General features: G+C 59.1%; 9 protein-coding genes and 2 rRNA genes. 4 read left to right on the top strand and 7 right to left on the bottom strand.

Going from position 1 to position 14,117, the window contains the following annotated elements:
- Both BFP93_RS07810 and BFP93_RS07805 read left to right on the top strand, forming a co-directional pair.
- Nucleotides 1–375 (top strand): lipid II flippase MurJ (locus BFP93_RS07810; protein ID WP_176717555.1); only part of this gene is annotated, 375 nt, incomplete at its 5' end.
- Between the two features lie 22 nt (nucleotides 376–397).
- Nucleotides 398–1,441, top strand: a complete 1,044-nt coding sequence (locus BFP93_RS07805; RefSeq protein WP_065892656.1) for an acyltransferase family protein — start codon at nucleotides 398–400, stop codon at nucleotides 1,439–1,441.
- Between the two features lie 125 nt (nucleotides 1,442–1,566).
- On the opposite strand, the gene BFP93_RS07800 is transcribed toward BFP93_RS07805, so the two are convergent.
- The 3 genes from BFP93_RS07800 to BFP93_RS07790 all read right to left on the bottom strand — a co-directional run bounded on the left by BFP93_RS07800 (nucleotide 1,567) and on the right by BFP93_RS07790 (nucleotide 5,321).
- Nucleotides 1,567–2,139, bottom strand: a complete 573-nt coding sequence (locus BFP93_RS07800) for a DUF4174 domain-containing protein (RefSeq protein WP_065892655.1) — start codon at nucleotides 2,137–2,139, stop codon at nucleotides 1,567–1,569.
- Between the two features lie 152 nt (nucleotides 2,140–2,291).
- The gene (locus BFP93_RS07795) at nucleotides 2,292–2,924 is read right to left on the bottom strand and encodes a glutathione S-transferase N-terminal domain-containing protein (protein WP_065892654.1); all 633 of its coding nucleotides are present in this window, start codon (nucleotides 2,922–2,924) and stop codon (nucleotides 2,292–2,294) included.
- A 39-nt stretch (nucleotides 2,925–2,963) separates the two neighbouring features.
- A complete protein-coding gene (locus tag BFP93_RS07790; RefSeq protein ID WP_065892653.1) occupies nucleotides 2,964–5,321 on the bottom strand; it encodes a DNA polymerase II in 2,358 nt (785 codons plus the stop codon).
- Nucleotides 5,322–5,525: 204 nt separating this feature from the next.
- Between BFP93_RS07790 and BFP93_RS07785 the strand changes: the two genes are divergently transcribed.
- Nucleotides 5,526–7,727, top strand: a complete 2,202-nt coding sequence (locus tag BFP93_RS07785; protein WP_065892652.1) for a TonB-dependent receptor — start codon at nucleotides 5,526–5,528, stop codon at nucleotides 7,725–7,727.
- Between the two features lie 46 nt (nucleotides 7,728–7,773).
- Here BFP93_RS07785 and BFP93_RS07780 read toward each other — a convergent pair whose 3' ends face one another.
- Nucleotides 7,774–8,241, bottom strand: coding sequence for an SRPBCC family protein (locus BFP93_RS07780; RefSeq protein WP_065884391.1), 468 nt, complete (start codon nucleotides 8,239–8,241; stop codon nucleotides 7,774–7,776).
- Nucleotides 8,242–8,340: 99 nt separating this feature from the next.
- Here BFP93_RS07780 and BFP93_RS07775 point away from each other — a divergent pair, with 99 nt between their 5' ends.
- Nucleotides 8,341–8,742, top strand: coding sequence for a GFA family protein (locus tag BFP93_RS07775; protein WP_065892651.1), 402 nt, complete (start codon nucleotides 8,341–8,343; stop codon nucleotides 8,740–8,742).
- 1 nt (nucleotide 8,743) lies between these two features.
- On the opposite strand, the gene mrdA is transcribed toward BFP93_RS07775, so the two are convergent.
- The 3 genes from mrdA to BFP93_RS07760 form a co-directional block, all read right to left on the bottom strand.
- A complete protein-coding gene (gene mrdA / locus BFP93_RS07770) occupies nucleotides 8,744–10,636 on the bottom strand; it encodes a penicillin-binding protein 2 (protein ID WP_065884393.1) in 1,893 nt (630 codons plus the stop codon).
- Nucleotides 10,637–10,889: 253 nt separating this feature from the next.
- Nucleotides 10,890–11,005: ribosomal RNA gene (rrf, locus tag BFP93_RS07765) — 5S ribosomal RNA — on the bottom strand.
- A gap of 157 nt (nucleotides 11,006–11,162) precedes the next feature.
- A 23S ribosomal RNA gene (locus BFP93_RS07760) occupies nucleotides 11,163–14,054 on the bottom strand.
- Nucleotides 14,055–14,117 lie beyond the last annotated feature (63 nt).

Raw genomic sequence — 14,117 nt, 5'->3', positions numbered from 1 at the left:
TGGAACGCCCTGCTCGCGCGTTACGCCTACGCCGCCGGCGATACGCGCCAGCCGCTGCGCTGCGAGCTGCTCGGCAGCCTGGTCAACGTGCTGCTGCTGAGCGTGCTGCCGTTTGCGTTTGGCTTGGCCGGCATCCCCCTGGCGGCGCTGGCCGGCGTGCTGTGCACCGCGCTGCTGCTGATGCAGCGCCAGGCCTTGCTCGGCGCCCTGCCGTGGGCCCGGCATTGGCTGATCAGCACCCTGCTGATGGGGCTGGCGGCGCTGCTGTTGTTTCGAATCGAAGGCGTGTGGCTGCAACTGGGCTTGAGCACCCTGGCAGGCGCGGTGGTGTTGCTGGGTATGGGGCTGTGGCTGAAGCCGTGGCGCAAGGCGTGAATGATCGTTCGGGAAGACTCAAATGAAACATCGCTGGATTCAAATGGATATCGCCAAAGGCATCGGTATCCTGGTTATCGTGTACGCCCACAGTTGGTTTGTCGCCAACTCGGTGGATTTGCTCTACCCGATCATTGCCTCGTTCGTGCTGCCGTTGTTCTTCTTTTTGTCCGGGGTGTTCTTCAAGCCCGAGCAGCCGTTCGTGGAGATGGCGGTGCGCAAGGCCGATGGCTTGCTCAAGCCGTTCTTCTTCACCATGTTGGCGTATGTGATCGTGCGCGCTGTGCTGCGCGGGCAGCCGTTGCTGCCGGACATCGGCGGCGTGTTTTACGCCTCGGTGGATACCATCCCGTGGCAGGCGTTGTGGTTTTTGCCGCACTTCTGGGTGGCGATCCTGTTCAGTTGGCTGATGCTGCGCCTGATCCAGCGCCTGAAGCTGCCGTTGCCGGGCGCTTGCCTGCTGGCCGGCGCGCAACTGTTGCTCGGGATCTGGATCCTGCCGTGGTTCTGGCAAGTGCCGGTCAGCGTCGGCGAGCAGACCTGGACAATGCCCGGCCTGCCCTTCAGCCTCGACGTCACACTGATCAGCAGCACCTACTTCATCTACGGCTACCTGCTGCGCGATTGGCTGCGCCGGCATGAGAGTTCGCTGTTGACCCTGCTGATTGCGGTGGCGCTGTTCGCCGCGGTGTTCCTCTACAGCCACGACACCATGGACCTGGCGCAGCGTCGCTACGACCACTGGTTGTGGACCAGCCTGCTGGCGGTGATCGGCGTGTACCTGTGCTGGGCGCTGGCGCGGGTGTTGATGGTGTCGAGCCTGCTGACCCGGATGATGACCTACATCGGCCAATCCACCTTGATCGTGCTGATCTTCCACGGCGAGATCCAGCACAAGACCTTCGACCTGATGGAGCGTCTGGGCCTGCATCCGTTCCTGGCGGCGTGTGTGGGCTTTGTGGTGGCGGTGGTGGTGTCGTTGCTGATAGGGGAAGTGATCAAGCGCGTGGCATTCCTGCGGTTTTTCTACTTTCCGTTTCCGCTGCGTAAAGCGGCTAAACCTTAAGCAGGACTGATGTAGGAGCGAGCTTGCTCGCGAAAAACTCACAGGCACCGCGCTCATTCAGAAAGCACGCGTTATCGTTGACGTTTTTCGCGAGCAAGCTCGCTCCTACAGACGGCGGTGTATGCTCAGTCGTCCAGCTGTTGCGGCGCGGGCTTGCTACCCGGCTTGGCCGGTTTCGCGCCCTTCGCTGGCGCGGGTTCGACCGGTGCTGGTTCCGGCGCGGCAGCCGCTTCTTTTTCGGCCATCGGCATCTGGTCGATGGTACTGAAGAACTCTTTCAGATCGAGCGTATCCGGCGGCACGTTCTTCTCGAGTTTCTTGTCCCCGTCCTTGCCCACCAGGATCACCTTGGTGCCGCTGCCGACCCCAAGCTTGAGTGCGCGGATCAGTGCATTGGTCTCAGGCGGTGTGAGCTTTTTGCTGTCCTTGGGGTCCTTGGCGAACTTCTCGCCTTCGGCGCCGATGCTGCCGAACTTCACGGTGTACAGCACCATGCTGCGTTCTTCGAAGGACTGCCTGGTGGCAGGCTCTTCCAGTTGTTTCTTGAGCGTGGCCAACGTCGGGTTACCGGCATCGAGTTCCACCACGACCAGAGGGCGGGTTTTGCCCAGCTCCAGCTTGAGCGGATTATCATCGGCAGCCAACAACGGCCCCGTAAAAGCCATCAAGGTAGCCAGGGTCAGCGACCGGATGAGCATGCGCACCTCCTTTGAATTCCATGCAGGGTTCTTGAGTTTCATGTCTGCGACAGTCAAATTCAAGGATGATTCCTACGCCACGTTGAGAAGCGTAGGTCAGGGCGTACGCTACGCAAGGGTTTGCAGGGGGGTGAGGTGATTGTTTCCTCTGATTACGAGACCTTCCAATCCGGCCAATGCCGGGCGAATACGGGCGCCACAAGCGGGTCGGCGTCCACCCGTTCCAGGGTATGGGCAAAACCTGGGGCCAGATTGTGCAGCGCTTCCCGCGCCTCATCCCAGCGCGACACTGCCGCCGCCATGATGCCCAACGCGTTGGGGACGTTGTCGGGGGTAAACAACTGGTCGGCAAACTGATCGGCGAACACCACCCAGGCCTGATGCAGATAGCGCCGCGTGCCGGTGGTCAGTTGCGCTTGCAGGGCCTGATCCACGTTGCCCAGCCAGCGTTGCGGGTAGTCGATGATGCCGATGGCCGAATAACAATTGGCGGCGATATACAACAGGCCGCGCAGAATCTGCGCGCGGTTGCCGACCAGCAGGTCGGCCTGGGGATACTCGAGGCCCAGGTGGATCAGGATGGCGGCGCTTTCGGTCAGCACCTGGCCATCGGGGGTGACCAGGGTGGGAATCTGTTTCAGGGGATTGATGCGCGCAAGGGCTTCGCTGCCCTCGCTGTCCTGCCAGGAACTGGCCTCCACGCGATGCCACGGCACGGCGCAGCGTTGCAGGGCGATTTCGATCATGCAGGAACCGGACTCGTCGGTGCCATAGAGTGTGTACATGGACGTTTCTCCTGAGTAACGGGTGTTGCGGCGATCCGCCTAGAACAGGCCCATCTGACCACCCACCAGAGTGCCAAAATCATCGTTCACGAACGGCAGGATCGCGTCCGCCACGGGCTGCAATTGCCGGGTCACGTAATGATCGTAGTCGATCGGCGCTTGCCGCACTTCCAAAGGCTCGGGGCCGTTGACGCTGATCACATAGCTGATCCAGCCGCCGCGCTGGTACTGGCGCGGGCGCCCGAGGCGGTCGTTGTATTCATCGGCCAGGCGTGCGGCGCGTACATGGGGCGGGACGTTGCGTTCGTAGTCATGCAGCGCTCGGCGCAGGCGCTTGCGGTAGATCAGCAGGTCGTCGAGCTCGCCGCTCAAGGTGCGACGCACATAATCGCGGACATACTCCTGATGGGGCTGGCGATGGAAGATGCGTCGGTAGAGCTCCTGCTGGAATTGCCGCGCCAGGGGCGACCAGTCACTGCGCACGGTCTCCAGCCCTTTGTAGACCATCTCTTCGCTGCCATCGGCGCGTACTACCAGGCCGGCGTAGCGCTTCTTGCTGCCCTCCTCCGCGCCGCGAATGGTCGGCATCAGGAAGCGGCTGAAATGAGTTTCGTATTGCAGCTCGAGGGCGCTTTGCAGGCCGTACTCGGTGTGCAGATGGCTGCGCCACCAGTCGTTGACGTGCTGCACCAGCGCCTGGCCGATACGACTGGCGTCCTCGTTGGAATGGGCGCTGCCGAGCCAGACGAAGGTGGAATCGGTGTCGCCGTAGATCACCTCATAGCCCTGGGCCTCAACCAATTCCCGCGTCTGGCGCATGATCTGGTGCCCGCGCATGGTGATCGACGACGCCAGCCGCGTATCGAAGAACCGGCAGCCGCTGGAACCGAGCACCCCGTAGAAGGCGTTCATGATGATCTTCAGGGCCTGGGACAACGGCGCATTGTGTTCGCGCTTGGCCACTTCGCGGCCTTCGGAAACCCGCGTGACGATGGCCGGCAGGCAATGCCGGGTGCGGGAAAAACGCGCACCGCGAAAGCCTTCCACCGAGTCGCTGTCGTCGGGATGCCTGAGGCCTTCGATCAAGCCCACCGGGTCGATCAGGAAACTGCGGATGATCGACGGGTAGAGGCTTTTGTAGTCCAGCACCAGCACCGACTCGTAGAGGCCCGGGCGTGAATCCATGACAAAGCCGCCGGGACTGGCCTGGGGCGGCTTGTCGCCGAGGTTCGGCGCAACGAAGCCCTGGCGGTGCATCAACGGCATGTAGAGGTGGGTGAACGCCGCGACGGAACCGCCATTGCGGTCGGCGGGCAGGCCGGTGACGCTGGCGCGTTCGAGCAGGAACTCGAGCAGCCCGGTCTTCTCGAAAATCCGCGTGACCAACTCGCAGTCCTTGAGGTTGTAGCGCGCCAGGGCAGGCTTGTCCTCGGCGAACATGCGGTTGATTTCGTCCATGCGCTGGTAAGGCGTGGAGATGTCCTTGCCTTCGCCGAGCAGGGTTTGCGCGACGTTCTCCAGGCTGAACGACTCGAAGCTCCAGGTGGCCGAGCGCAGGGCTTCGATGCCGTCGATGATCAGCCTGCCTGCGGCCGCGGCGAAGTAGTGATTGCGGCTGCCGTGTTCGCGCCAGGTCATGGCTTCACCGCCGCGTCCGAGCAGCAGCGGCACGTTCAGGCGCTGGGCATGTTCGTGCAGTACGCGCAGGTCGAATTGCACCACGTTCCAGCCGATGATCGCATCCGGATCATGGGTGGCCAGCCATTGGTTGAGACGTTCGAGCAGTTGGGCGCGGGTGTCGCAATAGTCGAGCTTGAAATCCACCGCGTCGTGTTTGTTGGGCGGCCCGAGCATGTACACCTGGCGCTCGCCGCAGCCTTCGAGGGCGATGGAATAGAGATCGCCCTGGGCGGTGGTTTCGATGTCCAGGGACACCAGCTTCAACGGCGGACGGTAGTCGGGAGCGGGCTTCATCTGCGCGTCGAGCAGGGTGCCGTCCGCATCCGCAGTGCCGCCGAACCACACCGGGGCGGTGATAAAGCGTTCCATCATGTAGCGCTCGGGCGGCCGCACGTCGCCTTCATAGACATCGACCCCGGCGCTGCGCAGGCGCTTTTCGATGTCCATCAGTTGGCGGTGCTGCCGGGCGTAGAGACCCAGGACCGGTCGATGATGGAAATCGCACAACTGCAACGCGCGCAACTCAATGTCGCGCTCGTCCTTGAGCAGCCAGCCCAGCGGCTTGCGATGGATCTCGGGGATGAACATCACCGAGGTCTGCATGGGTAGGCGAATGCACCGAGGCCCCTGGTCGGTCGCCAGCCAGAAGCTGACCTGCGTACCCGCCGGAGTGTCGCGCCAATGCCGGGTCAGGACAAAACCCTGCTGTAAATCCACCGTACCGCACCTCGGCAATTGCTTTCAGGGCGTGATTCTACTCGGCATCCGGTCAAGGCGGCAGGTTAACTGTCATCTCACAAATCTGTTGCGGAATATGAATAACAATTACTATCATTCGCGCCGGAGTCGTATTCGCGCAGTGAGGAAGCGCACCGTGTTGCCCCCTTCCTCATCATTGACGGTTCACCGTCCGGATTGACCATGCCTCTGTGTAGCCGCCTCGCTGTGCCCTTTCGCCCTACCGTGCTTGCCCTTTGCTGCGCCCTTAGCGCTGCCGCGCAGGCCGATACGAGCAACACCCTGCAACTGGACGCCACGCGCATCGATGCCCAGGCCCCCGCGCCCGAGGCGTTGCCTGCGGTGTACGCCGGTGGGCAGGTTGCCCGTGGCGGGCAACTGGGCGTGCTGGGCAATCAGGACATCATGGACGTGCCGTTCAGCATGGCCTCCTACACCGAGCAATTGATTCGCGACCAGCAGGCGGAAACGGTCGGCGATGTGCTGCTCAATGACGCGTCCGTGCGCCAGGCGTCAGGGTATGCGAACCAGGCCCAGACTTTCATGATTCGCGGTTTGCCGTTGAATGGCGACGATATTTCCTATAACGGTTTGTACGGCATCCTGCCACGCCAGATTATGTCCACTGACGCGCTGGAACGTGTGGAAGTGTTCAAGGGCCCCAACGCGTTCATCAATGGCGTGACGCCGGGCGGCTCGGGGATCGGCGGCGGTGTGAACCTGCAACCCAAGCGCGCCGGTGACGTGCCGCTGCGCCGCTTCAGCACGGACATCAGCAGCGATGGCCGGGTGGGCGAGCATCTGGATATCGGGCAGCGCTTTGGTGAAGACCACCGTTTTGGCGCGCGGGTCAACCTGTCACAGCGCGAAGGCGACACCGGTATTGACGACGAAAACCAGCGCTCGAAACTTTTCGCGGCCGGCCTCGATTACCGTGGCGATGCACTGCGCCTGTCGGGTGATTTCGTGTATCAGAAGCAGCGTATCAATGGCGGACGCAACTCCGTGTTCCTGGGCAGCGCGACCCGCGTCCCGGATGCGCCTTCGGCGGATACCAACTATGCGCCCCGCTGGAGCAGCACCAACCTGGAGGACACCCTGGGCATGCTGCGCGCCGAATACGACCTGAATGAAAACTGGACCGCTTACGCCGCAGGCGGTGCCAAACACAGCCGGGAAATGGGCCGGTATTCCTCGATTACCCTGACCGATAACCTCGGCAATGCCACCTCCAGCCGCTCGACCATTGCCCACGAAGAAGACAACGCCAGCCTGATGGCCGGCTTGAACGGCAAGTTCCAGACCGGCGCCGTCAGCCACCGACTCAACGTCGGCCTGGCCGGCATCTGGACCCAGGCGCGCAACGCCTATGTGTTCAACGGTTCACCGGCGGCAACCAACCTCTACAACCCTGTGACCGGCGCCCCACCCACGCTCAACACGCCGCGCAATACCCCCGGCACCGACTTCAGCGACCCGACCATTACCGCCAAGACGTTCGTGCGCAGCGCTGTGGTGTCCGACACTCTTGGTTTGTTCGACGACCGTCTGTTGGTGACATTGGGTGCACGTCGCCAGCAGATGGTGGTGCAGGGCTACAACTACATGAGCGGCACACGCACGGCCAACTACGACGAATCGATCACCACGCCGGTCTACGGCATTGTGTTCAAGCCGTGGGAGCACGTGTCGCTGTACGCCAACCGCATCGAAGGCCTGGCCCAGGGCCCCACCTCGCCGCTCAAATCCGGTGACCGGACGATCATCGGTGGCGGGCAAGCCTATGCACCGGCGCGCTCCAAGCAGATCGAAGCGGGCGTCAAGGTCGACATGGGCACCTATGGCGCCACCCTCGGCGTGTACCGTATCGAGCAGCCGGGGGCGGGTTATGCGCAAGTCATCGATGCAACCACCGCGCGCTATGTGCGCGAAGGCCAGCAGATCAACAAAGGCGTCGAACTGAACGTCTTCGGCGAACCGGTAAGTGGCCTGCGCTTGCTTGGGGGGGTGACGCTGATGAAGACCGAACTCAAGGGCACCCTCAACGGTGCCAACGACGGCAACCGCGCCATCGGCGTCCCTTCGTTCCAGCTCAACGCCGGTGTGGATTGGGACGTGCCCGGCCTGCAAGGCGTGACCCTCAATGGGCGCATGCTGCGTACGGGCGGCCAGTATGCAGACGCGGCGAACAACCTGAGCCTGCCGGCGTGGAACCGTTTCGACCTGGGTGCGCGCTACACCTTCGCGCTGGCTCAACGTGAGGTAACACTGGGCGCTACGATGGAGAACGTCGCCAACGAGAAATACTGGGAATCGGCCCAAGGTGGCTTCCTGAGCCAGGGCGACCCGCGGGTAGCGAAATTGTCGGCGACGATTGATTTCTAACAACACGGCGGTTGACGATGGGCATCAGCGTTGATGCCCGTTCGCGTCAGGCGCGCCTGGCGCTGTTCAGATAGTTTTCGATGTTGCCCATTTGCTCATCCCAGCCCCGGGAGTTCATCTTGAACGCTTTCTGGCGTCGAGCCTGGGGGACGTTGTCGAAACCCGATTCCACCACCCGCAGCAGAATGCCCGGCGCGCGATCCTCAAGGGTGAATTCCACCAGCGTCGGTTCTTCCTTGTCGTAGTCGATGTCTTTATCTACTGCAAAGGGATGCCACCAGAAAGAAAACAGCGTTTGCGGCAGGATGCGTTCGATCCTGGCCTTCCACACCACATGTTCGTAGCCTGGGTAGGTGATCTGCGCTTCGAGGGTTTCGCCGGTCACAAAGGTTTTTCCCTTGAGGGCGATACCGAACCAATCACCAAATCGCTCAGCATGGGTGAGCGCTTCCCACACCTGTTTACGTGATGCGTTGAGCAGGACTTTTCGTTCGATCCGATCCAATACGTGCATAAGTCACCTCCTCCATTGAACACTAGGCGACATCGACCAATGCGCAACTTTTGGTTATGCGCGATGATGATGTCCCCATCCTTGACCTGGTCATAGGTTATGACTGAACGCTTGAAAGGAAGTTGCTTTTGCAAAGGCGTGGGCTACCAGGTGGACCGCCTGGACATGCCCATCAGTCACTGCCACTGCAACAGTTGTCGCAAGGCGCACGCGGCCGCGTTTGTCGCCACGGCCGGCGTGATGCGCGAACACTTTCGCTGGACTCACGGTGAAGAATTGCTGTCGTCGTTCGAGTCATCACCGGGCAAGCAGCGCCATTTCTGCTCGCGCTGCGGCTCCCATCTGATCGCCGAACGCGCGCACCAACCCCACATAATCGTGCGGGTGGCGACGCTGGACGATGATCCGGGCATCAGGCCCACCGCCCATATCTGGACAAGCCATGATGTGCCCTGGCTTGTTGATGACGGCGTAGAGCGCTGGGGCGAATGGAAAGTCTGAGTCAGACGCGCGGGTCGCCAGGCGCTTTGGCCGGCGTCGCATATTGCGGCTTCAAATGACCCTCCTGGTCGAGCAGCCAGGCATCCATGATCTGCCGCACCACCGGGCCCGCTACTCGGCCACCGGCCTCACCGTTTTCGATCATCACTGAGATCACGATCTTAGGATGTTCGGCTGGCGCGAAGCCGACAAACAAGGCGTTATCGCGATGACGCTCCAGCGTCTTGTTGCGGTTGTAACGCTCGCCCTGCTTGATCGCCACCACTTGCGCGGTGCCGCTTTTGCCGGCGATGCGGTATTGGGCACCTTGCGCGGCCGCGCGGGCGATACCGCGCGGGTCGTGCATGACCAGTTGCATGCCGTGGTTGACCTGTTCCCAGTCACGCGGGTCCTTGAGGACTACGTTGGGCATCGGGTTCTCATCCACCGGTGGCACGCCGTTGATGGTCTTGGCCAGGTGCGGCCGGTTCCATACGCCTTTGTTGGCGATCAGCGCAGTGGCCTGGGCCAGCTGCAGCGGGGTGACCTGCATATAACCCTGGCCGATGCCCAGGATCACGGTTTCGCCGGGGAACCAGGGCTGGCGGCGTGTGGCGCGTTTCCAGGCCTGGGAAGGCATCAGCCCGGCGGACTCTTCGAACATGTCCAGGGACACCTTCTGACCCAGGCCGAATTCGGCCAGGTAATCATGCAGGCGATCAATGCCGAGTTTGTGGGCCAGGTCATAGAAGTAGGTGTCATTGGAGCGCATGATGGCGGCGTCCATATCTACCCAGCCGTCGCCGCTGTGGTTCCAGTTGCGGTATTTGTGATCGAAGTCCGGCAGCTGGTAGTACCCTGGATCGAACACGCGGGTTTGTGGTGTGACCACGCCGCTGTCGAGACCTGCGATGGCCACTTCGGGCTTGATGGTCGAGCCTGGCGCATACAGTCCGCGCAGCACGCGGTTGAACAGCGGGCGGTCGATGGAATCATGCAACGCGGCATATTCCTTGAAGCTGATGCCGGTGACGAACAGGTTCGGGTCGAAACTCGGCTTGCTGACCATGGCCAGCACCTCACCGGTTTGCGGGTCCAGGGCAACCACCGAACCACGACGATCACCCAGGGCCTCTTCGGCGGCTTCCTGGAGCTTGACGTCGAGACTCAAGACAATGTTTTTACCGGGGATAGGGTCCGTGTGCTTGAGCACCCGCAACACCCGCCCCTGAGCGTTGGTTTCGACTTCTTCATAACCGACATGACCATGCAGTTCCGATTCGTAGAAGCGTTCGATGCCGGTTTTGCCGATCGATTGGGTGCCGCGGTATTCCACTGAATCGAGGGCTTTGGACTCTTTCTCGTTGATTCTTCCGACATAGCCAATGGAGTGAGCGAAGTGTGCACCCAATGGGTAGTGGCGAACGAACTGGGGCTCAACGTCTACACCCGGTAGGCGGAACTCGTTGACGGCCAGGACGGCGATCTGCTCTTCGGTCAGCTCGTAGAACAGCGTGACGGGAACAAACGGATGGCGGGCCTGTTTGAGCGCTTTGTCGAACACAGCGCGATCTTCGGCGGGCAGGTGTAACAAGCTGACGATCGCGTCCAACTCACCCTTGAGGTCGGTGGTGCGCTCGCGGGTGATGGTCAGGTTGTAGCTGGGCCGGTTGTCGGCCAGGACCACGCCGTTGCGGTCATAGATCAAGCCGCGCGTGGGGGTGATGGGCAGCACGTGGACGCGGTTGTTTTCGGAAATGGTGGAGTGATAGTCGTATTGCACGACCTGCAGGAAGTACATCCGGCCCACCAGTGCGCAGGTGATACCGATCACCAGGAGTGCGCAGGCAAGCAAACGTTTGTTGACCAGACGGTGTTCTTTTTCGTGGTCCTTGATGGGTATCGGTTCAGGCATTTCTACAGCATCTCGTTGAAAAAGGTCGACGCCGCATCCTGCGGATAAAGATCAATCCTTGTGAAAATGTGCTGCACCATACCAAAAATGCAGAAACACTTTGTATCGATTTGCCTCAACGGAGGGTTATTTCATCCAGGAAAGCGAAGGTGCGGAAGTAAGCGAGCGATGGGGCGGCGGCTGAAGAGTTGCTTTTCGAGCGCCCAAAACAAAATCCCTGTTTGCGTTAGCAAACAGGGGTTCTGGAATTTAATCTTGACGATGACCTACTCTCACATGGGGAAACCCCACACTACCATCGGCGATGCATCGTTTCACTACTGAGTTCGGGATGGGATCAGGTGGTTCCAATGCTCTATGGTCGTCAAGAAATTCGGGTACTGAGTCGTGACCATGTGGCCTCGCTTCAGCAAATTGGGCATGTGACAGCAATCGGTGTTTTGTGAGCGTCGAACTTTCGGTTCATTTCGTCTTCACACACCGCAATCTGATGCTCGTTAGAGTAGTCAAATTGCTTGGGTGTTATATGGTCAAGCCTCACGGGCAATTAGTATTGGTTAGCTCAACGCCTCACAGCGCTTACACACCCAACCTATCAACGTCGTAGTCTTCGACGGCCCTTCAGGGAACTCAAGGTTCCAGTGAGATCTCATCTTGAGGCTAGTTTCCCGCTTAGATGCTTTCAGCGGTTATCTATTCCGAACATAGCTACCCGGCAATGCCACTGGCGTGACAACCGGAACACCAGAGGTTCGTCCACTCCGGTCCTCTCGTACTAGGAGCAGCCCCTCTCAAATCTCAAACGTCCACGGCAGATAGGGACCGAACTGTCTCACGACGTTCTAAACCCAGCTCGCGTACCACTTTAAATGGCGAACAGCCATACCCTTGGGACCGGCTTCAGCCCCAGGATGTGATGAGCCGACATCGAGGTGCCAAACACCGCCGTCGATATGAACTCTTGGGCGGTATCAGCCTGTTATCCCCGGAGTACCTTTTATCCGTTGAGCGATGGCCCTTCCATACAGAACCACCGGATCACTAAGACCTACTTTCGTACCTGCTCGACGTGTCTGTCTCGCAGTCAAGCGCGCTTTTGCCTTTATACTCTACGACCGATTTCCGACCGGTCTGAGCGCACCTTCGTACTCCTCCGTTACTCTTTAGGAGGAGACCGCCCCAGTCAAACTACCCACCATACACTGTCCTCGATCCGGATAACGGACCTGAGTTAGAACCTCAAAGTTGCCAGGGTGGTATTTCAAGGTTGGCTCCACGCAGACTGGCGTCCACGCTTCAAAGCCTCCCACCTATCCTACACAAGCAAATTCAAAGTCCAGTGCAAAGCTATAGTAAAGGTTCACGGGGTCTTTCCGTCTAGCCGCGGATACACTGCATCTTCACAGCGATTTCAATTTCACTGAGTCTCGGGTGGAGACAGCGCCGCCATCGTTACGCCATTCGTGCAGGTCGGAACTTACCCGACAAGGAATTTCGCTACCTTAGGACCGTTATAGTTACGGCCGCCGTTTACCGGGGCTTCGATCAAGAGCTTCGCGTTAGCTAACCCCATCAATTAACCTTCCGGCACCGGGCAGGCGTCACACCCTATACGTCCACTTTCGTGTTTGCAGAGTGCTGTGTTTTTAATAAACAGTCGCAGCGGCCTGGTATCTTCGACCGGCATGAGCTTACGGAGCAAGTCCTTCACCCTCACCGGCGCACCTTCTCCCGAAGTTACGGTGCCATTTTGCCTAGTTCCTTCACCCGAGTTCTCTCAAGCGCCTTGGTATTCTCTACCCAACCACCTGTGTCGGTTTGGGGTACGGTTCCTGGTTACCTGAAGCTTAGAAGCTTTTCTTGGAAGCATGGCATCAACCACTTCGTCATCTAAAAGATGACTCGTCATCAGCTCTCGGCCTTAGAATCCCGGATTTACCTAAGATTCCAGCCTACCACCTTAAACTTGGACAACCAACGCCAAGCTGGCCTAGCCTTCTCCGTCCCTCCATCGCAATAACCAGAAGTACAGGAATATTAACCTGTTTTCCATCGACTACGCTTTTCAGCCTCGCCTTAGGGACCGACTAACCCTGCGTCGATTAACGTTGCGCAGGAAACCTTGGTCTTTCGGCGTGGGTGTTTTTCACACCCATTGTCGTTACTCATGTCAGCATTCGCACTTCTGATACCTCCAGCAAGCTTCTCAACTCACCTTCACAGGCTTACAGAACGCTCCTCTACCGCATCACTTACGTGATACCCGTAGCTTCGGTGTATGGTTTGAGCCCCGTTACATCTTCCGCGCAGGCCGACTCGACTAGTGAGCTATTACGCTTTCTTTAAAGGGTGGCTGCTTCTAAGCCAACCTCCTAGCTGTCTAAGCCTTCCCACATCGTTTCCCACTTAACCATAACTTTGGGACCTTAGCTGACGGTCTGGGTTGTTTCCCTTTTCACGACGGACGTTAGCACCCGCCGTGTGTCTCCCATGCTCGGCACTTGTAGGTATTCGGAGTTTGCATCGGTTTGGTAAGTCGGGATGACCCCCTAGCCGAAACAGTGCTCTACCCCCTACAGTGATACATGAGGCGCTACCTAAATAGCTTTCGAGGAGAACCAGCTATCTCCGAGCTTGATTAGCCTTTCACTCCGATCCACAGGTCATCCGCTAACTTTTCAACGGTAGTCGGTTCGGTCCTCCAGTTAGTGTTACCCAACCTTCAACCTGCCCATGGATAGATCGCCCGGTTTCGGGTCTATTCCCAGCGACTAGACGCCCTATTAAGACTCGCTTTCGCTACGCCTCCCCTATTCGGTTAAGCTCGCCACTGAAAATAAGTCGCTGACCCATTATACAAAAGGTACGCAGTCACCCAACAAAGTGGGCTCCCACTGCTTGTACGCATACGGTTTCAGGATCTATTTCACTCCCCTCTCCGGGGTTCTTTTCGCCTTTCCCTCACGGTACTAGTTCACTATCGGTCAGTCAGTAGTATTTAGCCTTGGAGGATGGTCCCCCCATATTCAGACAAAGTTTCTCGTGCTCCGTCCTACTCGATTTCATGACTAAGAGATTTTCGCGTACAGGGCTATCACCCACTATGGCCGCACTTTCCAGAGCGTTCCGCTAATCTCAAAGCCACTTAAGGGCTAGTCCCCGTTCGCTCGCCACTACTAAGGGAATCTCGGTTGATTTCTTTTCCTCAGGGTACTTAGATGTTTCAGTTCCCCTGGTTCGCCTCTTACGCCTATGTATTCAGCGTAAGATAACCATCTTATGATGGCTGGGTTCCCCCATTCAGACATCTCCGGATCAAAGTCTGTTTGCCGACTCCCCGAAGCTTTTCGCAGGCTACCACGTCTTTCATCGCCTCTGACTGCCAAGGCATCCACCGTATGCGCTTCTTCACTTGACCATATAACCCCAAGCAATCTGGTTATACTGTGAAGACAACATTCGCCGAAAATTCGAATTTCTC

It is taken from the genome of Pseudomonas sp. 44 R 15 (genome assembly GCF_900004965.1).
Classification (GTDB): Bacteria; Pseudomonadota; Gammaproteobacteria; order Pseudomonadales; family Pseudomonadaceae; genus Aquipseudomonas; species Aquipseudomonas orientalis_A.
This window is presented reverse-complemented; position numbering and strand designations above follow the sequence as displayed.